At 38.7% G+C, this 19,181-nt stretch carries 20 protein-coding genes and 1 riboswitch; of the genes, 15 read left to right on the top strand and 5 right to left on the bottom strand.

Annotated features, from left to right (window positions below):
• Nucleotides 1-237 precede the first annotated feature (237 nt).
• The 3 genes from HMPREF2961_RS07495 to pepF all read left to right on the top strand — a co-directional run bounded on the left by HMPREF2961_RS07495 (nt 238) and on the right by pepF (nt 3,974).
• On the top strand, nt 238-891 hold the full coding sequence (locus HMPREF2961_RS07495; protein ID WP_002315653.1) for an adaptor protein MecA: 654 nt from the start codon (nt 238-240) through the stop codon (nt 889-891).
• A gap of 97 nt (nt 892-988) precedes the next feature.
• A complete protein-coding gene (locus tag HMPREF2961_RS07490) occupies nt 989-1,987 on the top strand; it encodes a competence protein CoiA (RefSeq protein WP_025477307.1) in 999 nt (332 codons plus the stop codon).
• A gap of 178 nt (nt 1,988-2,165) precedes the next feature.
• Nucleotides 2,166-3,974, top strand: a complete 1,809-nt coding sequence (pepF, locus tag HMPREF2961_RS07485) for an oligoendopeptidase F (RefSeq protein WP_002315655.1) — start codon at nt 2,166-2,168, stop codon at nt 3,972-3,974.
• 71 nt (nt 3,975-4,045) lie between these two features.
• Here pepF and HMPREF2961_RS07480 read toward each other — a convergent pair whose 3' ends face one another.
• Nucleotides 4,046-4,723: a ClpXP adapter SpxH family protein gene (locus tag HMPREF2961_RS07480; RefSeq protein ID WP_002315656.1), complete on the bottom strand. Its 678-nt coding sequence runs from the start codon at nt 4,721-4,723 to the stop codon at nt 4,046-4,048.
• Nucleotides 4,724-4,840: 117 nt separating this feature from the next.
• Nucleotides 4,841-5,416, bottom strand: coding sequence for a CYTH domain-containing protein (locus HMPREF2961_RS07475; RefSeq protein ID WP_002315657.1), 576 nt, complete (start codon nt 5,414-5,416; stop codon nt 4,841-4,843).
• A gap of 130 nt (nt 5,417-5,546) precedes the next feature.
• Between HMPREF2961_RS07475 and HMPREF2961_RS07470 the strand changes: the two genes are divergently transcribed.
• Genes HMPREF2961_RS07470 through mgtE form a run of 4 tightly spaced genes read left to right on the top strand, consistent with a single transcriptional unit; the run spans nt 5,547 to nt 9,306 of the window.
• Nucleotides 5,547-6,254, top strand: a complete 708-nt coding sequence (locus HMPREF2961_RS07470; protein ID WP_002309982.1) for a GTP diphosphokinase — start codon at nt 5,547-5,549, stop codon at nt 6,252-6,254.
• Nucleotides 6,229-7,026, top strand: a complete 798-nt coding sequence (locus HMPREF2961_RS07465; protein WP_002315658.1) for an NAD kinase — start codon at nt 6,229-6,231, stop codon at nt 7,024-7,026. The genes HMPREF2961_RS07470 and HMPREF2961_RS07465 overlap by 26 nt, the downstream gene beginning before the upstream one ends.
• A 1-nt stretch (nt 7,027) precedes the next feature.
• On the top strand, nt 7,028-7,927 hold the full coding sequence (locus HMPREF2961_RS07460; RefSeq protein ID WP_002315659.1) for an RluA family pseudouridine synthase: 900 nt from the start codon (nt 7,028-7,030) through the stop codon (nt 7,925-7,927).
• A gap of 17 nt (nt 7,928-7,944) precedes the next feature.
• Complete coding sequence (gene mgtE, locus HMPREF2961_RS07455) at nt 7,945-9,306, top strand: magnesium transporter (protein ID WP_002315660.1); 1,362 nt, start codon at nt 7,945-7,947, stop codon at nt 9,304-9,306.
• Nucleotides 9,307-9,365: 59 nt separating this feature from the next.
• Here the strand turns inward: mgtE and HMPREF2961_RS07450 are convergent, their stop codons facing one another.
• Entirely contained in the window at nt 9,366-10,007 is a 642-nt protein-coding gene (locus HMPREF2961_RS07450; protein WP_002309986.1) for a copper homeostasis protein CutC, read from the bottom strand.
• A gap of 108 nt (nt 10,008-10,115) precedes the next feature.
• On the opposite strand from HMPREF2961_RS07450, the gene HMPREF2961_RS07445 reads away from it, so the two are divergent.
• The 4 genes from HMPREF2961_RS07445 to HMPREF2961_RS07430 all read left to right on the top strand — a co-directional run bounded on the left by HMPREF2961_RS07445 (nt 10,116) and on the right by HMPREF2961_RS07430 (nt 15,004).
• The gene (locus HMPREF2961_RS07445; RefSeq protein ID WP_070704445.1) at nt 10,116-10,982 is read left to right on the top strand and encodes a methyltransferase domain-containing protein; all 867 of its coding nucleotides are present in this window, start codon (nt 10,116-10,118) and stop codon (nt 10,980-10,982) included.
• Between the two features lie 220 nt (nt 10,983-11,202).
• A complete protein-coding gene (gene trmL, locus HMPREF2961_RS07440) occupies nt 11,203-11,706 on the top strand; it encodes a tRNA (uridine(34)/cytosine(34)/5-carboxymethylaminomethyluridine(34)-2'-O)-methyltransferase TrmL (RefSeq protein ID WP_002328916.1) in 504 nt (167 codons plus the stop codon).
• A 48-nt stretch (nt 11,707-11,754) separates the two neighbouring features.
• Nucleotides 11,755-12,414, top strand: a complete 660-nt coding sequence (locus HMPREF2961_RS07435) for a histidine phosphatase family protein (protein WP_002315663.1) — start codon at nt 11,755-11,757, stop codon at nt 12,412-12,414.
• Nucleotides 12,415-12,433: 19 nt separating this feature from the next.
• A complete protein-coding gene (locus HMPREF2961_RS07430) occupies nt 12,434-15,004 on the top strand; it encodes an SF1B family DNA helicase RecD2 (RefSeq protein WP_002315664.1) in 2,571 nt (856 codons plus the stop codon).
• Between the two features lie 231 nt (nt 15,005-15,235).
• Here the strand turns inward: HMPREF2961_RS07430 and HMPREF2961_RS07425 are convergent, their stop codons facing one another.
• Nucleotides 15,236-16,198: a diacylglycerol/lipid kinase family protein gene (locus HMPREF2961_RS07425; protein ID WP_002315665.1), complete on the bottom strand. Its 963-nt coding sequence runs from the start codon at nt 16,196-16,198 to the stop codon at nt 15,236-15,238.
• 539 nt (nt 16,199-16,737) lie between these two features.
• A riboswitch (PreQ1 riboswitch) is annotated at nt 16,738-16,784 on the top strand.
• Between the two features lie 12 nt (nt 16,785-16,796).
• On the opposite strand from HMPREF2961_RS07425, the gene HMPREF2961_RS07420 reads away from it, so the two are divergent.
• Entirely contained in the window at nt 16,797-17,300 is a 504-nt protein-coding gene (locus HMPREF2961_RS07420; RefSeq protein WP_002315666.1) for a QueT transporter family protein, read from the top strand.
• A 55-nt stretch (nt 17,301-17,355) separates the two neighbouring features.
• Here the strand turns inward: HMPREF2961_RS07420 and cbpA are convergent, their stop codons facing one another.
• Nucleotides 17,356-18,000, bottom strand: a complete 645-nt coding sequence (cbpA, locus tag HMPREF2961_RS07415) for a cyclic di-AMP binding protein CbpA (RefSeq protein WP_002315667.1) — start codon at nt 17,998-18,000, stop codon at nt 17,356-17,358.
• 161 nt (nt 18,001-18,161) lie between these two features.
• On the opposite strand from cbpA, the gene rpmG reads away from it, so the two are divergent.
• From rpmG to nusG, 3 genes are all read left to right on the top strand, one after another.
• Entirely contained in the window at nt 18,162-18,314 is a 153-nt protein-coding gene (rpmG, locus tag HMPREF2961_RS07410; protein ID WP_002294578.1) for a 50S ribosomal protein L33, read from the top strand.
• 20 nt (nt 18,315-18,334) lie between these two features.
• The gene (secE, locus tag HMPREF2961_RS07405; protein WP_002309994.1) at nt 18,335-18,505 is read left to right on the top strand and encodes a preprotein translocase subunit SecE; all 171 of its coding nucleotides are present in this window, start codon (nt 18,335-18,337) and stop codon (nt 18,503-18,505) included.
• Nucleotides 18,506-18,605: 100 nt separating this feature from the next.
• Nucleotides 18,606-19,151: a transcription termination/antitermination protein NusG gene (nusG, locus tag HMPREF2961_RS07400; RefSeq protein WP_002294580.1), complete on the top strand. Its 546-nt coding sequence runs from the start codon at nt 18,606-18,608 to the stop codon at nt 19,149-19,151.
• Nucleotides 19,152-19,181 lie beyond the last annotated feature (30 nt).

The following is a 19,181-nucleotide window of genomic DNA, read 5'->3' as shown; positions in this document are numbered from 1 at the left end:
AAGGGTGTGAGAGTGATCATGGTATGAAAAACAGAAGTGATTGATTAGCTAAAAAGTCGGCTATATAGTATTCATCTCCCAAAAATGTTATAGTTAAATAAGATAGCTTGAACGATTGGAAAAATCTGCTGGTTTTATTAAATTCACTTAACAGCGGGATTTTTTTTCTTTACATTTAAGCTGATTTCGCTACAATGAATCTATATTGAACATTGCGGCAAAGTGAGGTGTAGCAAAATGGAAATGGAACATATTAATGAAAATACGATCCGTGTACTGATAGGTCATGAAGATTTAGAAGAACGGGGCGTTTCATTTTTGGATTTACTTGGCAATCACAAAGAAATCGAAAATTTCTTTTATAGTATTCTGGAAGAAGTTGATATCGAAGAGGAGTTCCGAGGAAGCGAAGCTGTCACTTTCCAAGTTTTGCCAAAAGGAGACGGATTAGAACTGTTTATCAGTAAAAACCTGCCAGATGAAGAAGTTTCTCAATCAGAAGATTCTGCTGTGGATTCAGAAGACGTGAGCGAATTTCTCCGTCAGCAAATTATTGGTAGCGATCCGGAAGAAGAATTATCTGGAAGCGCCCTAGAAGAACAGGAAAGACAAGCAATTTTTGCTTTTGAAGATTTTGAGCAAGTGATCCAGCTGGCAACAGATGTTGAACTAGAGTCTGCTTGGACTGATTTGTACTTATTCGAAGAGCGTTATTACCTAGTCGTTCATTTCTGGATGGAGAATCTCAACCAAGCGGATGTAGAGAATCAGATTGCTCGAATTTTGGAGTTTGCAGAAAAGAGCGATCGTACACCAGAAACATTGAATGAATATGGAAAGTGTCTGATGGCGCGTAATGCTATCGAGCGTACGAAATTTTATTTTGTATAAATCATCATTATAGTAAGAGCCATATCGATCATATATCGATATGGCTCTTTTTCGTGTAAATAAATTGTTAGACGTAAATAAGTTCAGAGGGAGAAAAATGCTGCTTGCGATGAATGAATATCATGAATGCTGTTCTGCTAAATATGCAGAAAAAGAGAAAACGTATTATTGTCGTAGTTGTCGGAAAAGAGTGGTTTTGAAAAGGGGAAAGAAAAAATGTGCTCATTTTGCCCATCGAAAAACCGACAACTGTTCGGTTTTTAGTGAGGGGGAATCAGAAGAACACTTGCAGTTAAAGGAATATTTCATGGATTGGCTGGGACAGTCAGCAGAACCTGCATTTTTGGAAGCCTATTTGCCAAGGTTGAGGCAGAGACCAGATATTTTATTGGCTAATCTAGCATTAGAAATCCAATGTTCTAGATTGTCTCATCAGAGATTTGTTGAAAGAACCAAAAGTTATTTGAACAACGGTTACCAAGTATGGTGGATACTTGGTCATTCTTTTCTTGGACAGCGGCAATTTTCATTGATAGAAAAAAGTTGCTGCTATTATAATAGAAAAAGGGGGGTACATTGCTGGAAAGCTGACCTTAAGAACCAAAAACTTTATTTATATCATCATATTACAGAGACTGTATCAGGTCACATTTCTTTTTTCAGTAGCTGCTGGACTTTTTCTGGTAATGATCTAAAAAAAATATTTACTAATAATGAGATCAAAATAAATCAGAGGAAGAAAACAGACAGGTTAAGCGAGGATGGGAAGAAGTGGCTGGCGCGCCAGCTGATTTACAAACAAAAAAATACAGTATCCATACAAGAACAGTGCTACTTGCGTCACAAGCACCTTTTGTATCTATCACCGTGGATCTATCAAAACAGTCGGTTTTTCTTTTATTTACGAGAACAGGTTTTTCTTTATCGAATGTTGTACGAAGAATCCTTAAAACAACAGAAAGTACCTGATTTCAGCTCATGGTTTTGCCAAGTAAAAGAATATAAAATGCAGTGGCTTTTCCCTATGATTGAGGAAGAGATGGTCTATCGGCAATTTTTTGATGAATGCACACATTTATCCTCTTGGAAAATATAGTAAGTATAAAAATAGAACAGGAATCGGTTTTCTATGTAAAACAAGTTTCAGTTGTGCTAAAATTGATAGAAGCAGACACATAGATTAGTAGAAAAATCAGACGCTGTAACATGTGGATGTTAGACGAGGATCTATTTTGATAGACCGAGACAAAAGGATATAAAAAGGAGTGGATTTCATGGAAGTAAAGCAGTTGCCAAAACGCGAAGAATTGCCTGAAAATTTAACTTGGGACTTGACCAAGATCTTTTCAAGCGACCAAGAATTTGATGAGAAATATCTAGAATTATCAGAAAAGTTAAAAAAATCTGAAAAATACAAAGGAACACTTGATCAAGGGGCTTCTCAATTTCTTGATGCGATTGAATTTGTGTTGAGTGTTTATCGCCAAACTGAAATCATTTATGTCTATGCGCACCTTAAAAACGATCAAGATACTGGGAATACAGAATATCAAGCGCTTTATGCAAGAGCAAGTAGTTTGTTTTCAAAGGTTAGTGAAGCTGTTTCCTGGTTTGAACCAGAAATATTGCAGTTATCAGATGAACGGATTTGGCAATATTTCAAAGAAGAACCGAAGTTAGAAGTCTATCGTCACTATATCCAGCAAATAGTAGATAATCGTGCCCATGTTTTATCTGCCGATCAGGAATCGCTTCTTGCAGGAGCAGGTGAAATCTTTGAGGCTTCAAGTGATACATTTGCTGTTTTGAATAATGCAGATTTAGTTTTCCCAACGATCGAAGGAGAGAATGGTGAAAAAGTCCAATTATCTCATGGCGTGTACGGTCAGTTGCTAGAAAGCACGGATCGAAGTGTTCGCGAAGCCGCATTTAAAGGGTTGTACAGTGTTTATGAACAATTTAGAAATACGTTTGCTTCTACTTTAAGTACGCATATAAAAGGACATAATTTTAAAGCAAAAGTTCGTAATTACAGCTCTGCCAGAGAAGCATCTTTGAGCAATAATCATATTCCTGAAAGTGTATACGACACTTTGGTAGCCGTGGTAAACAAGCATTTGCCTTTGCTGCATCGATATATGGAATTACGGAAACGTTTATTAGAAGTGGAAAAACTGCACATGTACGATCTTTATACACCGGTCTTAGGAGAAGCTCCAATCACCTTTACGTATGAAGAAGCAAAAGAGAAAGCTTTGGAAGCACTGAAGCCAATGGGTGAAGAGTACATGACTATTGTAGAAAAAGCATTCTCTGAACGTTGGATCGATGTTGTCGAAAATAAAGGAAAACGAAGTGGTGCCTATTCTTCGGGAAGCTATGACACAAATCCATATATTTTATTGAATTGGCATGATACATTGGATCAGCTGTTTACGCTTGTCCACGAAATGGGACATAGTGTCCACAGTTATTTCACACGGTCGAACCAGCCTTATGTATACGGTGACTACTCCATCTTTTTAGCAGAAATTGCTTCGACAACGAACGAAAATATCCTAACAGAATATTTATTGGAAACAGAAAAAGACCCTCGTGTCCGGGCTTATGTGCTCAACCATTACTTGGATGGATTTAAAGGAACAGTTTTCCGCCAGACACAATTTGCTGAATTCGAGCACTTCATGCATACGGAAGATGAAAAAGGTGTGCCATTGACTAGTGAATATCTAAGTGATAGTTATGGTAAATTGAATGCAAAATATTATGGTCCGGCAGTCGAAGAAGATCCAGAAATCAAATTTGAATGGTCACGGATCCCGCATTTTTACTATAATTACTATGTCTTCCAATACTCGACTGGTTTTTCTGCTGCTTCAGCGTTGGCGAAAAGAATACTCAGTCAGGAACCAGATGCGCTAGAGAACTATTTGGCTTATCTAAAAGCTGGTAACAGTGATTATCCTGTTGAAGTGATGAAAAAAGCAGGAGTAGATATGACACAGGCTGCGTATATCGAAGATGCAATGTCGATGTTTGAACAACGACTAAACGAATTAGAAGAATTGATTGATCGTTTATAAGATTTTTGATTTTTCCGAATAGAAACGAAAAAAATACGTCGGCTCTCTTGTAAGGGAGTCGACGCATTTTTTTAATTAGAAAGCAAGTGTAAATGGCTAGTTCGTGAATGGAACTGAGAATCATTTGTATGTAAATGTTCACCATTAAAAACTTGATACGAGTTATCTGTTGTTTTACACAGCTCTTTGATTCTCCAAAGGCTGCTGGTGCCTTCTACTTCTACTAAAACACCAAAATCACGATCGCAAGCGTAATTGTAAACGACTGCGGAAGGATGTTTCGTGATGCCCATTTCCCGAGCAATTTTTTGATCGGAAAAGAATACTTCTTTAACAAAGTCAGATTGCCGATCTTCTTTAAACATATTCAAATCGCCGCCAATCTCTTCAAATATCGATTCAGCAAGTGCACGAGAATATGGTATGTTATTGCAGCCGACTGCTTCTTGCAGTTTGATCAAAAAACGGCGGCCTTTTTTCTTTCCTTGGAATTGAGCCGCTTTGCAGTCTAATGCGGCAGAATAAGTCGTTGAGAATAAGTGGTTACGTTTCTCAAGATTGTTTTGAGAAATTCCTTTTTGTTGCATGACATCCCCAATTGTCTGCAAATTGACCAAAGGAAGAAAGCGAAATTGCATCTTTTCTTTTGATGGTGTTCCGTACTCTTCTTCAATAAATTGTAATAACTGTTGCTCCATTTCGAAACAATATTCCCCTAAAGGATTAACAAATAAATAGATTTCGATCATATGAATCTCCCCCAAAATAGATTCTATACAACTAGTGACTAGATTCTTTCACATCCTATAACTTAACAGAAAAAAGTAAAAAAATGAACTCAAGTGCCTTGTGAAAATGAAAGGTTTCTAATTTTTAGCCTCAAGCATACGTTGGATCTTATTCTTAGCAGGACGATAAGGCAAAGAAAAACGTTTTAAAAAATTTATAAAAGCAATTTTTCCTGCAGATGCATCCCCTACCTCTAGTTCTAGTTCAAAATCATGAAGATTGTCTCCCCAGCTTTCATCGATAGCTAAAAGTCCTTCTTCAATAGGGAACTCAGCCCGTTTTGTTGTAAGCTTTCCTGTTTGGATCAATGAAGCAGGATCGATATTCAAATCAGAAAGTTTTTGAAAAACTGCGCCCGAGCGAGGCAAACGTTTTTGAAAGATGAATGCTTCTGCTTCTTCTGTTACAAAGGTATCCGTCGTTTCGAGACGTCCTTCCTCAGCAGGTGTTTTTAATGTATATTCAGCTTGATGACCAACGAAACGGATTCGTAGGCCACAATTTTGTTTCTTCAGCTGTTCATCAACGGTATCGAAGTAAATATTAGTCTGTACACGGAAATCTTTATCTGTTAATTGATAGTGAGCGATGAATATCTCGTACTCTTGCTTTGTCAGCATAGATTTATATTCGATTTCAAGCATTTGCGTCATTTGATCGACTCCTTTTTGTCTATTCTGCCTAATTTTCTTTTTTTGGTCAATGCATAAATCAAGAGTACGAAAAAACTTTGCATATATGGTAGAATAAACAATGAATGTTAATGAAGTAGAGGTATCAGCTATGGAACGAGATTGGGAAGCATTTTTAGCACCATATGAACAAACTGTATCAGAATTGAAAGTGAAACTGCGGGGAATCCGTAAACAGTTTCGTGAACAAAATCGTCATGTTCCAATTGAATTTGTCACTGGGAGAGTCAAACCAGTTGACAGCATCGTAACAAAGTCACAGTTACGTCATATTCCGATGGGACGCTTAGAAGAAGAAATGTCTGATATTGCCGGCTTAAGGATCATGTGTCAGTTTGTAGAAGATATCCATCAAGTTGTTGAGATTATCCGTAAAAGAAAAGACATGAAAGTTCTTCAAGAACGGGATTACATCACTAATAAGAAAGCAAGTGGCTACCGTTCGTATCATCTGGTGATCGAGTATCCTGTACAGTTGATCAGTGGTGAGAAGAAAATTTTGGCGGAAATCCAAATACGGACCCTTGCGATGAATTTCTGGGCAACGATCGAGCATTCACTGAATTATAAATATCAAGGCGTTTTTCCAGAAGAAATGAGCGAACGACTTCAGCGTGCGGCAGAAGCTGCGTATCAGCTGGATGAAGAGATGTCTAGTATCCGTGAAGAAATCCAAGAAGCACAGCGATTGTTCTCCCATGGAAGAGGAAAATCAGATGATGTCTACTATCGAACGCTTTTGAAGAAAGAAAGCGAAAGAGAGGAGGCAGGGGATGAAAGTAGCGATCGTTCACAATAAAGAAGCAAAGACCATAGAAGTGGCTGAGCGCTTGAACACACTATTAGAACAAGCTGGGATCCAGCGAGATGATCATGAACCAGAGTTGGTCATCTCAATTGGTGGAGATGGCACATTATTATCGGCATTTCATCACTACAGTCATTGTCTGAATGACGTGCGTTTCTTAGGCGTGCATACAGGTCATTTAGGGTTTTATACTGATTGGCGAGATTACGAGTTGGAAGAACTAGTAGACAGCTTGCGAACAAATCGGGAACAAAGTGTCAGCTATCCCTTGTTGGATGTTCGGATCAGTTATTTGGATGAAACGCCTGATCAGCATTTTTTAGCACTAAATGAATCAACGATTAAACGGGCCAATCGTACGATGGTAGCCGATGTATACATTAAAAATGAATTGTTTGAAAGTTTCAGAGGAGATGGATTGACGATTTCTACACCCACTGGTTCGACTGCCTATAATAAAAGTGTCGGCGGTGCAGTGATCCATCCTAGTATCAATGCCTTTCAATTGGCTGAGATTGCTTCGCTGAATAATCGAGTGTTTCGTACTTTGGGTTCTCCGATCGTGATTGCCCATGATGAGTGGTTGGAAATAAAATTGGAAAATACAGAAGATTATCTTGTAACGGTTGATCAATTGAATGTCGCAAAAGCCGATATCCGTTCTATTTATTATCGAATAGCAGAAGAACGGATCCATTTTGCTTCTTATCGACATATGCATTTTTGGCATCGCGTGAAAGATGCCTTTATTGGTGAGGATTAATATGCAGTTTACATGGGATTATGAGAAAGATCATTCTCAGCAGGTAAAATATTTTTTAAAAGAAAAAGGGATCTCAAAAGGTCTGTTAGCGAAAATAAAATTTCAAGGCGGTCAAATCAAAGTCAATGATCAAGTAGAAAATGTCTTGTTTTCTCTAGCCAAGGATGATAAGGTAACCATTGTGATTCCTGCTGAAGGAGAACATGAAACCGTACTTTTGGACGAAACGCCGATCGATATCGTGTATGAAGATGAACATGTTCTGGTAGTAAACAAACCAGCAGGCGTTTCGTCCATTCCTGCCCAATACCATCCAAATGGGACAATGGCAAATCGTGTAAAAGCTTATTACAAAAAACAAGGGTACGAAAACCAAGTAATTCATGTAGTTACACGACTAGACCGGGATACGTCTGGCTTGATGCTTTTTGCCAAGCATGGGTTTGCGCACGCAAAATTAGACACGCAACTTCGTGAAAAGAAGTTTGTAAAAAAATATCAGGCATTAGTCAGTGGAATGCTTTCCAATTTATCGGCACATGGACATATCGATTTGCCGATTGCCCGAGATTATTCTTCGCTACTGAAGCGAATGGTCTCTAATGAAGGACGTTCTGCACAGACGGAGTACTGGATAGAGAAGCGACTAACAGAAATCGCGTTAGTTGATATCCAGCTGCATACAGGAAGGACACATCAAATAAGAGTTCATTTTTCCGCCATTGGCTGTGCACTGCTCGGTGATGATATGTATAGCGGACGAATGGATCTGGGAATAAAAAGACAAGCCCTTCATTGTTATGATCTGCGTTTTTACCACCCATTTACAGAAGAGCTGCTAGAGTTCAAGCAGCCTTTAGCCGCAGACATGGAGGCAGTTGTGAGACGGTTTGAAGAATAAGGCGAGGTGAGATTGGTTTGGATGAAAATCAAGAATTAGAGGAAAGATTTGCCCAGTTGACTCAAGATTTAAGGGAAAATAATATTCAGGCATTCAGAAACAGTTTTTTAGAGATGCATATCTATGAGCAGGGGCAATTCTACCAATCTCTTACAGAAGAGAACAGGCAGCTGATCTATTCCTATCTGTCGCCTAAAGAATTAGCGGATATGTTCGATGTGATTGAAGAAGATAACGAACATATGAAAGAATATCTGGATGAGATGCGTCCTAGCTATGCAGCGGATATGCTTTCTGAGATGTATACAGATAATGCTGTCGATTTGCTTAATACGTTAGATAAAAAGCAAATTGCTAAATATTTAAGTTTGATGTCTGCAGACGATGCCAGTGAAATCAAGGAATTGCTCCATTACGAAGACGAAACAGCTGGTGCAATCATGACTACTGAATTTGTTTCGATCGTAGCAAATCAAACCGTTCGCTCTGCGATGTATGTGCTGAAGAATGAAGCAGATGTTGCTGAAACAATCTATTACATCTATGTCGTTAATCAAGAAGGTCAACTAGTGGGGGTTATTTCTCTACGCGACCTAATCGTGAATGATGATGATGCTATGATTTCTGATCTGATGAGCGAGCGGGTGCTTTCAGTTCATGTAGGCGACGACCAAGAAGATGTGGCACAAACATTCAGGGATTATGACTTCTTAGCTCTTCCTGTCACCGATTATGATGATCATTTGTTGGGAATCGTCACAGTCGATGACATCATTGACGTTATTGATGATGAAGCTGCCAGCGATTATTCAGGACTTGCCGGGGTCAATGTGGAAGAAATCAATGAAAATCCAGTAAAGGCAGCATCTCGACGTTTGCCTTGGCTAATCACTCTGTTGTTTTTAGGTATGTCTACTGCTTCTTTGATCAGTCATTATGAAGACTTGGTAAGTGAAGCGAGCATTTTAGCGGTCTTCATTTCACTGATCACAGGAACAGCTGGTAATGCTGGAACCCAGTCGCTGGCTGTGGCTGTCCGTCGACTTGCAATCTCTGATGACAAAGATCACGGGTTTGTCCGACTTGTTTTGGCTGAAGTCTTGACCGGCGTCGTAACAGGAGCTGTTACAGGGATTACGATTTTTCTGATCGTGGGCTTTTGGAAACATAATTTTATCTTAGGATTTGTGATAGGGATGGCCATGCTGTTTGCGATAACAGTGGCGAATCTTGCAGGTAGTTTGATTCCGATGCTGATGGATCGTCTAGGATTTGATCCAGCGGTAGCAAGCGGTCCATTTATCACGACCTTGAGTGATTTGACAAGTGTACTGATTTATTTCAATATTGCCTCTTTATTTATGGGCTATTTTATGTAAAAAGCAAAAACATTGGCAACAAGTATACTGCTTGTTGCCAATGTTTTTTGTTTATAAGATTATGGCTGAAGTTCAACGATTTTAGTTCCGTGGACTTCACTCACGTTTAATTCTTTAGCTACATGTGCTGCATTCGCTGCTGTTACGCCACCACCGGGCAAAATGATCAAACGGCCATCTGCATAGTCAATCAATTCTTTGAGCCGTGGGAAATGTTCTTCAATCGTTTGATCAGCAGGGCCGCCATGCGTCAAGATACGGTCAACACCGTGCGCTGCCAGCCAATCGATTGCTTCAAATTGCCGTTCTTCAGGAATACTGTCAAAAGCCATATGGAAGGTGATCTGTACGCCTTCTGCGGTTTCGATCAATAGTTCCAATGCTTCTTCGTCTAGCCATCCTGAGGGAGTAAGACAACCAAAAACTACGCCATCCGTCCCTAATTTCTTTGCTTCAATCAAATCAGTATGCATAATTTTCAATTCGATATCGTTATAGACAAAATCACCCCCTCTAGGACGGATAATCGTCATTACAGGGATATTTTTTTCCCCTGCGTAACTTAATGTTTCTTCGATCACACCAGTACTTGGGGTCGTTCCGCCGACCGCTAAGTTGTCACATAATTCGATTCGGTTAGCTCCTCTGGCAATTGCCAGAGGAATAGATGTGTAGTTTTCAGCACAAAATTCTTTGATCATCTGATCTTCTCCTTTGTCTTTCGCTTTCTTCTAGGCATTGTATCATATTTTTACCAGTTGCCAAAGTGAGCATCTAACGGTAAGATAAAACAGAAATGAGGGGGAACTATGTTAAAAAAAATTGACCGAGGACGCCAGTTTTTGGCAGAAAAACATCAGCTGTTCCGCTGTCCAGTTTGCCAAGAAGAGGTAGAAAATTCTGATAATGGCTTGATATGCAAAAAGAATCACCGTTTTGATCTGTCCAAAAAAGGAACACTTTACTTTTTATCCCACGCGGTTAAAACAGAATATGATCAAGAAATGTTCGTTCCAAGGCGTAGAATGATCCAATCAGGCATGTATCAGCCTGTTATTGAGACTATCGCACAGCATCTGCCTAATGAAGTCTCGCTATTAGATGTCGGCTGCGGAGAAGGAAGCTTCTTGAATGAACTTTCAAAATTGAAAAAGATTCAAACTGCTGTTGGATTTGATATTTCAAAAGAAGGGGTCTATGCAGCTACGGAACAATCTGTCGAGGCATTTTGGTGTGTAGCGGATTTGACCAATTTGCCATTTGCTGATCAGACATTTAACACGATCTTAAATATCTTTTCGCCTTCTCATTACCAAGAATTTCAACGTGTACTGTCAGAAGATGGAGAGGTGCTGAAAGTAGTGCCGCAAGAAAATTATTTAAAAGAACTGCGCCAGGCTTTTTATCCGAATCAACCTGAAAAGCAAAGTTATTCCAATGATCGTGTAGTCGCAAAGTTTACTGAATCAATGAAACTAACTGAACGTCAGCGTGTGACCTATGAATTTGAGATACCAGAAGAAAATCGAAAAGATCTTTTAGCAATGTCGCCCTTAGAGTGGCAAGTGGAGGAAGAAATCAAAGCAGACTTGTACAAGAATCCTTTGAATAAGATTACAATTGACATAGAATTATTAAAAGGAACTAAGAGAAAACGGTTTTCTAGTAGTTTTTAAAGAGTAGAGGTTGCAAAAGTAAGTTGAGGGTGTTATTGTAGCAACAAGTTGTTTTTTCATTGGTTTTTATCAGGTTCCTGTTCTGATAAAAGTTAGTGAGAAGAGCTTCACTAACGTAACGACTCGCAGTGACTGACACCGAGTTGATACGTTTTTTTTTATGCAAAAATCAAATTGTCAGGAAATAGAAACGAACATAAATATGAGAGGAATGATCCTGATGAATCATATCGTTTTATTCGAACCGTTAATACCTGCAAACACCGGAAATATTGCCCGTACGTGTGCGGCCACGAATACGCCGCTTCATTTAATTGAGCCCCTAGGTTTTTCAACGGATGACAAACATCTGAAACGAGCAGGGTTAGATTATTGGAATGATGTAAATATTACTTATCACAGTGATTTAGAAGCTTTTTTAGCATTTTTAGGTGATCGTAAACTACACTTGATCTCAAAATTTGCCCATAAGGTATACAGTGAAGAAAATTTTGCTGATGGAGAAGAGCACTTCTTTTTATTTGGAAAGGAAACAACTGGCTTGCCAGAAGCGTTTATGCGCGAAAACGAGGAAAAGTGTTTGCGCATCCCTATGAATGATGAGCATGTTCGTTCATTGAATTTATCGAATACAGCTGCAATGATTGTGTACGAAGCACTTCGTCAGCAAGGATTCCCTAATTTAGAATTAACGCACCATTATGAAAATGACAAGCTGGATTAGACAGTTTATTATAGAGTAAAATAAAAGAAAGACAGGAGTTTGCTGCGTATGGAACTATATTTTACCCGACATGGGAAGACACAATGGAATCAGGAAAGACGTTTTCAAGGGAGCAATGGCGATTCTCCGCTTTTGCCTCAAAGTTATGAAGAAATCAAAGCATTTGGGAAAAAAGTAAAATATGTTCCTTTTAAAGCAATTTATTCCAGTACAGCAAAACGAGCACGCGATACAGCAGAAGGTATCAATAAAGAGCTTGCTCGTCCGGTAGAGATTTTTTATACAGATAAACTGCGAGAACTAGGGCTAGGTACTTTAGAAGGACAATCAATCGATGAAATGTATCAGAAATACCCAGAGAATCTGCCGAATTTGCGTAATCACTTAGATCTATATGATCCTTCTCCTTTTCATGGAGAAACGATTGAATCAGCAATCACACGTATTGAAACTGTTGTAGCGGATGCGGTTGCTCAACATAAAAACGGACCTCTTTTATTCGTAGGTCATGGGGCCTCATTAACTGCTGCCATTCAATGGATGACAGGGAAAGAGCTAAGTGAGTTGCGGGAAATGGGCGGTTTGTTCAATAGCAGCCTGACGATTTTAGAGACTGAAGAGCCTTGCAAATTATTGACGTATGAACTGAAAGTATGGAACCAAACAGATTTTTTAGGAACTGAAACAGCACCAGAACCTTTACTATAGAAGAAGGAGGCGGCTTCCGATGCAGCCAGAAGAAATGCCTTATTTCGTTGGTACAGTTGCCGCGATTTTTTTTCAAAATCCTAGTAATTTTTACAAAGTGCTTTTGGTACACATCAGCGAAACCACAGCTGATTACCGTGAAAAAGAAATTGTAGTTACCGGAAGCTTTGGCGATATCCAAGAAAATGAGACCTATCGTTTTTATGGAGAACTAGTGGATCACCCTAAATACGGAAGACAGCTTAAAGTCGAAAGATATGAGCAAGAAAAACCAACAACTGCGAATGGGATCGTAGCTTATCTTTCCAGCGAAAAATTCCCTGGGATCGGTAAGAAAACAGCAGAGAAAATCGTCGAGTTGCTGGGAGAAGATGCTATCGAAAAAATCATTGCTGATCCTTCGGTATTAAAACAAGTCTCTGGTTTAACGAAGCCAAAAAGAGAAATGCTTGCTGAAACGATTCGTCTAAATCACGGGATGGATCAAGTAATCATGGGATTGAATCGTTATGGATTCGGTAGTCAGTTAGCCTTCAGTATTTATCAGACCTATAAGAACGAGTCTTTGGATATCATCGAAGAAAATCCGTATCAGCTAGTCGAAGACATAGAAGGAATCGGGTTCAAACGTGCAGATAATCTAGCCGAACAAATCGGTATTGCAGCAGATTCACCTAGAAGAATCCGAGCAGCCATCTTGCATCAGATTTTTCAGCATGCTGTTCAAACAGGAGATACATACGTACCGGCGGAAACATTGCTTCAGCAAACCATCCGTATTTTAGAAACAAGTCGTCCAATCGAAATTCTGCCTGATCAGGTTGCTACTGTGATTATCCAGCTTGTTGAAGAAGGAAAAATCCAACAAGAAGAAACGAATCTTTACGAAAACAGTTTGTATTTTTCTGAATGGGGAATCGGCAATTCCATCCAACGTCTGCTCAGCCGTAAAAAAGAAATCCATTATCCTGAAAAAGAAGTGCAGAAAAATATTCGGCGTATCGAAAAAATATTCGGTATACAATATGGACCCTCGCAAGAACAAGCAATCGCTGAAGCCATCCGTTCTCCTCTATTTATTTTAACAGGAGGACCAGGTACGGGGAAAACTACTGTGATCAATGGGATCGTTAATCTTTTTGCAGAGTTGAATGGTCTGGAATTGGACCCGTCAAAATATACCCAAGAAATTTTTCCTATTCTGCTTGCAGCGCCCACTGGCCGGGCAGCTAAACGAATGAACGAGACAACAGGTCTGCCTGCCAGCACAATCCATCGTTTACTTGGGCTGAATGGACGAGAAAAAACACCTTCAGTCAGCACGAAAGAATTAGAAGGCGGACTTTTGATCGTTGATGAGATGTCTATGGTCGATACATGGCTGGCTAACACATTATTCAAAGCGATTCCGACGAATATGCAAGTTATCCTAGTAGGAGATAAAGATCAGCTTCCTTCTGTCGGTCCTGGACAAGTGCTACATGACCTTTTGGAAATCGAACAAATTCCTAAAATGGAACTCAATCAGATCTATCGACAAGGTGATGGTTCTAGTATTATTCCTCTTGCCCATGAAATCAAAGAAGGGCGTCTACCAAAAGATTTCACAAAGAATCAAAAAGATCGTTCCTATTTCCGAAGCGACGCGTATCAAATTGAACCCCTGATCTCTAAAATTGTGGAAAAGGCGAAAAATAAGGGATTCCGTGCACAAGATATCCAAGTATTAGCACCAATGTATCGGGGACCTGCAGGAATCGATGCGTTAAATAAAATGATGCAGGAGATATTCAATCCAGGGAGACCTGGGAAAAAGGAAGTGCATTGGAACGACACCGTTTATCGGATAGGAGACAAAGTACTCCAGTTAGTCAATACTCCTGAATTGAATGTATTCAATGGGGATATGGGAGAAATCACGGGGATTATCTTGGCAAAAGATTCGGAAGATAAAGTGGATGAATTAGTTATCCAGTTTGATGCAAATGAGGTCACTTATAAAAGAAACGAGTGGAATAAAATTACTCTTTCTTATTGTTGCTCGATCCATAAATCACAGGGCAGTGAATTCAAAATGGTCATTTTGCCCATGGTTCATCAATATCAGCGCATGCTTCAGCGTAATCTACTCTACACGGCGGTTACTCGGAGTAAGGAACTGTTGATTTTGTTAGGGGAAGAGCAAGCGTATGCCACTTGTGTAGCGAATGAATCGGCAAGCCGAATGACTACGTTGAAATCAAGAATCATCGATAATGAAAAAATGACTATCACTCTGCGGACAAAATTAGCAGCTTATGAAGATTCTTTGATTGGAAATGATCCATTTGAAGATGGGACCTATACGAAAGAGTCGCAGGACATAAAAGAACAGTTACCTATAAAAGACGACAGTGGAACGAATGAATCGAAAAACCAAGTAATGGAAACAGTGGAACCAGATCTGTTTTCTTCATCGATTGTGGAAGAAAAGAAAGAAGAGATAGAACCTGCTGTTCCTAAGGAGTTCGTTCTTACTGCAGAAGCGATTAATCAGAAATTAGTAGATCCAATGATTGGTATGGAAAACATTACACCGTATACATTATAAAAGAATCTGACGATACGTATGCGCTATTTGTCGGCAATATTGATCACTTAAAAAGCGGATGTGACACGACTTGTGCCTCATCCGCTTTTTGAAATTATTCTTGGTGAGTTGGAGTGAAATTGTAGGCTCTTCTTGGTAAACGGTGTTCAAAAGCCAGTTTCTCGGTATGAAGACAAATTTTTGCAAAAATGCGAGCAACCGTTTCCGCAAAATTTTTCTTTATACTCGAAATTACTTGAAAAATAACTGGTTTTTTGTAGAAAATTGCAGATCAAAAGGACGAGGAGCGACATCTTCTCCATCTTCTTGACCATATTGCGGCGTTGTTGAAACGATTCGTAATCTGTTTGTTGTGTAGTGATGGAAATATTTCGATTTCAATTGTTTTTTCTGCATAAGTAAAAGGATAAGCCATATGATTTTAAAAATATTGATTCGTTCGACCATGACAAAATCAATGACTGGTTTAGACGCATCTGCAGTTGGAGCAATTGCGATTCCTCCTCCAAAAAAAGGATGCTTCGTTGCTGTACATAAAAATGCATTTGAAAAACTTAACTGCTTTCCTCCTGCATCCACTAGAATTGGAAATCCTTTTTGAGTAAATAAAGTCCGGAGAATAGAGAACAAATACGAAAAAGAACCTAAGTTGTATTTGTTCAATCGCTCTTTTGTAGAAGAATGATTTGTCGCGTGGACGATAGCCGCATCTAACCCAATACCGAAATTATTAACAGCTATTCCTTTTTTTTCACTTATTTTTTCTTCATAAGCCATTATATGGACTTTATCTGGTGATTGAGCTGCTAAAATCAGCTGAAGTGCTTTTTTAGGATTCTTGGAAAGTCCCGCTCCTCGAGCAAAATCATTTCCAGAGCCTGCTGGAATATAAGCAACAGGAAATTCAACTTCCATCTGATAGAAAGTATCAAGTACCTGATGCAAGGTACCGTCTCCTCCTACGATGATCAAAAGAGGGAAAGTTTCGATTGTTTCCTGTTCTTCTGTCCAAGGTACTAATGTTTCTTTTGCCAGAATTTCAGTAATCTCCGCATCATGTCCTTTGTATTCACTGTAATGAAGGGTATAGTCGACATGTTTATTTTTTAATACCGGCAAGATTTTTTCTGCTACTTTAAGGCCGTTTCCACTGCCTGCCGATGGATTGATCAATAAATGATAATGGAATTTCATATTTTCCTCCTGCTATTCAATAAAACAAGATATTTTAATCATCCTGTTTGCTGGTTAACCAATAATTAGCAAGCTTTTTCTATTTTTGGAATGAAAGAAACTTGTTTTTTACAAAAAAACACCTGTTACAAAATTAATTCTTGGTTATTATAGCAGAAGACTAGGAGAATGAAAAAGGTCTGGAGACCGAAAAACACAAAAAAGCCTAGCAAGCGCATCATCCATTACTTACGTAAGGAGAAGTTCCAAGGTTCGGTATGTCCACTTAGACCTTCAGCTGCCTGCTAGACTATTCTCTAGTAAGAGGTTGCTCAAATTCCCACATCCTTTTTTATTTATTTAAGTTTCACAACAATTCTGTTCGTGCAGAACCTACTTCGTCTGCTTTACTGGGAATTCTTATGACCCCTTACACTTATCTTATACCATATTTTGAGACTTTTAGCAAACGTTTACATTTTGCTTGTTTACTTTTTTCAAAAGTAGATAAGACAGATTGAAATAAATGAAAAGTCTGTTATAATTATTGTTTGTTTCACATAATCGCGGTTCATCAACCATCCCGCGTTAAAAAAACTAGGAGAAACGAGGAGAGAAAATGCAAAAAACGAAAAGCAGACAACGGTTGTCCGTAATCGTTGTAAATGGTATCGTCATGGCTCTTTATCTAGCGTTAACTATTTTAGTTGCGCCTGTATCCTCAGGGCCGATCCAGTTTCGTATTTCAGAAAGTTTGAATCATTTAGTTGTCTTTAACCGTAAATTACTTTGGGGAGTTTTGGGCGGGGTCATCGTCTATAATGCCTTCTTTGGATTTGGTATCATGGATGTGGTTTTCGGTGGTGGCCAAACATTGCTTTCTTTAGGTCTGACAGCTTTGTTGCAAAACAAAGTGAAAAATGTAAAGATGCGTTTAGTATTGAACACGATCTTCTTTACCATCAGCATGGGATTGATTGCTTATATGCTAGTTCCGACAGGTGGCCAAGCATTTTGGACAACCTATGGTACACTTGCATTAAGCGAGTTCATCATCATGGCTGTTTCAGCACCACTGATGTATTATTTAGATCGTTCGCTTGATTTTGAAAAGCGTGTCTAATTGTAAAAAAACGACAAAAGAAAGCAGCTGAGCTGTATTTCTTTTGTCGTTTTTATTATGCTTCTTGGTTTTGCAAATTTTCGATTTCTACCACTTTATAATTCTTTTTCTCTAAGTGGTTGACGATCGTTTCACATACTTTTGGTTCAGTGTTCGCCGGCAGCGTAATCAATGTACGTCGGATGTATTCGTCTTTTTCAATATCAAGAGTAATGCAGCTGGCAATGCTACTGTGTTTTGAAATGATTTTTGCGATAGCAGCCAGATCTCCTTGCTTTCCTGTAGAAGCAATTGTCAGTACATAGCTTCCTTGTTCTACGCTCCAAGATTGAGAGAGCATATTAAGTAATGTGCTATGTGTCAAAATACCATAAAAATGATTTTCACTGTCAAGGACAGCAATATAAGGAAGCTCTTTGATCGTAAAGAATACTTTGAAGAAAGAAGTATCCAGATAAATGAACTTTGTGGCATTTTTCAAAAGATGAGTGACAGGAAGCGTCATATCACCGCCGTTTGCTTTATGACGATAGATGTGCATTTTGTAAATATTTCCACGGAAAATATTCCCTGAAGAATCTAAGATCGGCACACAACGGTATCCGGAAGTTTCTAAAATTTTTAATGCTTCTTCTAATGTACTAGTCTCTGTAACGGTTGTCAGATCTTTTTTCTTATATACAAGTGTTTTTAATAGCATCGCTATACCTCCAATTGTCTCATTTTAGCTTAATTTCAAATTAATCATATCATAATTTTATCTAAAACAATAGATAGTTTATTTCACAAATTGACAAGTAAAAAGTTACGTGATACTGTTATTAAGTATAAGTCTGATTCTCAGCAAGGGGGCAGAAGTAAATGGCAAAGAAAAAAGCAGCACTCGCTTGTTCCGTTTGTGGGTCTCGTAACTACACAAAATCAGTCAGTGAAGGAAAAAGCGGCGAACGTTTAGAAATCAACAAATTTTGTAAATATTGTAATCAATATACATTACATAAAGAAACGAAATAAACAGCAAAGGAGGATGTCTCATGAAATTTCTAAAAAGCGTAAAAGATGAAATCAAACAAGTAACTTGGCCAAACAGAAAACAACTTCGTAAAGATACGTTGGTAGTTATCGAAACTTCTATTCTTTTCGGATTGATGTTTTACGTAATGGATACAGCAATCCAAAGTTTATTTGGCTGGATCTTAAAATAACTCGCTAGCCACAATGTGCTTTTAGTGCTATAATGAAGCGAAAGAAAAACTTCGGGTGTACTGAGGTTTTTTTATTTTACAATGAAATGAGGAGCCTTCAATGGAATCTTTTGAAAAAAACTGGTATGTCTTGCATACATATTCAGGATATGAAAACAAAGTAAAAGCAAATATCGAATCTCGTGCGCAAAGTATGAAAATGGCCGACTTTATTTTCCGTGTCGTTGTTCCTGAAGAAAAAGAAACAGAAGTCAAAAATGGGAAAGAAAAAGAAATCGTTCATAAAACATTTCCAGGATATGTTCTTGTTGAAATGATCATGACAGACGCTTCCTGGTATGTTGTCCGTAACACACCAGGCGTGACAGGATTCGTTGGTTCACACGGAGCTGGAAGCAAACCAGCACCACTACTTCCAGAAGAAGTCAATCATATCTTGCGTTCTATCGGCATGAGTCTACGACAAAATGATCTAGAAGTAGAAGTTGGCGAAGTTGTGAAAATCATCGAAGGCGCATTTGCTGGATTAGAAGGACAAGTAACAGAAGTTGATGGAGAAAAAGAAAAATTGAAAGTCAACATCGATATGTTTGGTCGTGAAACAAGTACAGAACTTGATTTCGATCAAGTAGATAAAATCGATTAATGATTAATAAAAAGACTTGAAATGTCGATC

The organism is Enterococcus sp. HMSC076E04 (genome assembly GCF_001814285.1).
Classification (GTDB): Bacteria; Bacillota; Bacilli; order Lactobacillales; family Enterococcaceae; genus Enterococcus_B; species Enterococcus_B lactis.
Note: the sequence above shows the minus strand (reverse complement) of the source record. Positions and strands in the feature narration are given on the sequence as shown.

Excerpts from the sequence above, each read along its gene's own strand:
- HMPREF2961_RS07435 (WP_002315663.1), top strand. The coding sequence starts at position 11,755 with ATGGAACTATATTTTACCCGACATGGGAAGACACAATGGAATCAGGAA.
- pepF (WP_002315655.1), top strand. The coding sequence starts at position 2,166 with ATGGAAGTAAAGCAGTTGCCAAAACGCGAAGAATTGCCTGAAAATTTA.
- secE (WP_002309994.1), top strand. The coding sequence starts at position 18,335 with ATGAAATTTCTAAAAAGCGTAAAAGATGAAATCAAACAAGTAACTTGG.
- cbpA (WP_002315667.1), bottom strand. The coding sequence starts at position 18,000 with ATGCTATTAAAAACACTTGTATATAAGAAAAAAGATCTGACAACCGTT.
- HMPREF2961_RS07430 (WP_002315664.1), top strand. The coding sequence starts at position 12,434 with ATGCAGCCAGAAGAAATGCCTTATTTCGTTGGTACAGTTGCCGCGATT.
- HMPREF2961_RS07480 (WP_002315656.1), bottom strand. The coding sequence starts at position 4,723 with ATGATCGAAATCTATTTATTTGTTAATCCTTTAGGGGAATATTGTTTC.
- HMPREF2961_RS07470 (WP_002309982.1), top strand. The coding sequence starts at position 5,547 with ATGGAACGAGATTGGGAAGCATTTTTAGCACCATATGAACAAACTGTA.
- HMPREF2961_RS07490 (WP_025477307.1), top strand. The coding sequence starts at position 989 with ATGCTGCTTGCGATGAATGAATATCATGAATGCTGTTCTGCTAAATAT.
- trmL (WP_002328916.1), top strand. The coding sequence starts at position 11,203 with ATGAATCATATCGTTTTATTCGAACCGTTAATACCTGCAAACACCGGA.
- HMPREF2961_RS07460 (WP_002315659.1), top strand. The coding sequence starts at position 7,028 with ATGCAGTTTACATGGGATTATGAGAAAGATCATTCTCAGCAGGTAAAA.
- rpmG (WP_002294578.1), top strand. The coding sequence starts at position 18,162 with ATGGCAAAGAAAAAAGCAGCACTCGCTTGTTCCGTTTGTGGGTCTCGT.
- HMPREF2961_RS07495 (WP_002315653.1), top strand. The coding sequence starts at position 238 with ATGGAAATGGAACATATTAATGAAAATACGATCCGTGTACTGATAGGT.
- HMPREF2961_RS07445 (WP_070704445.1), top strand. The coding sequence starts at position 10,116 with ATGTTAAAAAAAATTGACCGAGGACGCCAGTTTTTGGCAGAAAAACAT.
- HMPREF2961_RS07465 (WP_002315658.1), top strand. The coding sequence starts at position 6,229 with ATGAAAGTAGCGATCGTTCACAATAAAGAAGCAAAGACCATAGAAGTG.
- nusG (WP_002294580.1), top strand. The coding sequence starts at position 18,606 with ATGGAATCTTTTGAAAAAAACTGGTATGTCTTGCATACATATTCAGGA.
- HMPREF2961_RS07475 (WP_002315657.1), bottom strand. The coding sequence starts at position 5,416 with ATGACGCAAATGCTTGAAATCGAATATAAATCTATGCTGACAAAGCAA.
- HMPREF2961_RS07425 (WP_002315665.1), bottom strand. The coding sequence starts at position 16,198 with ATGAAATTCCATTATCATTTATTGATCAATCCATCGGCAGGCAGTGGA.
- HMPREF2961_RS07420 (WP_002315666.1), top strand. The coding sequence starts at position 16,797 with ATGCAAAAAACGAAAAGCAGACAACGGTTGTCCGTAATCGTTGTAAAT.
- HMPREF2961_RS07450 (WP_002309986.1), bottom strand. The coding sequence starts at position 10,007 with ATGATCAAAGAATTTTGTGCTGAAAACTACACATCTATTCCTCTGGCA.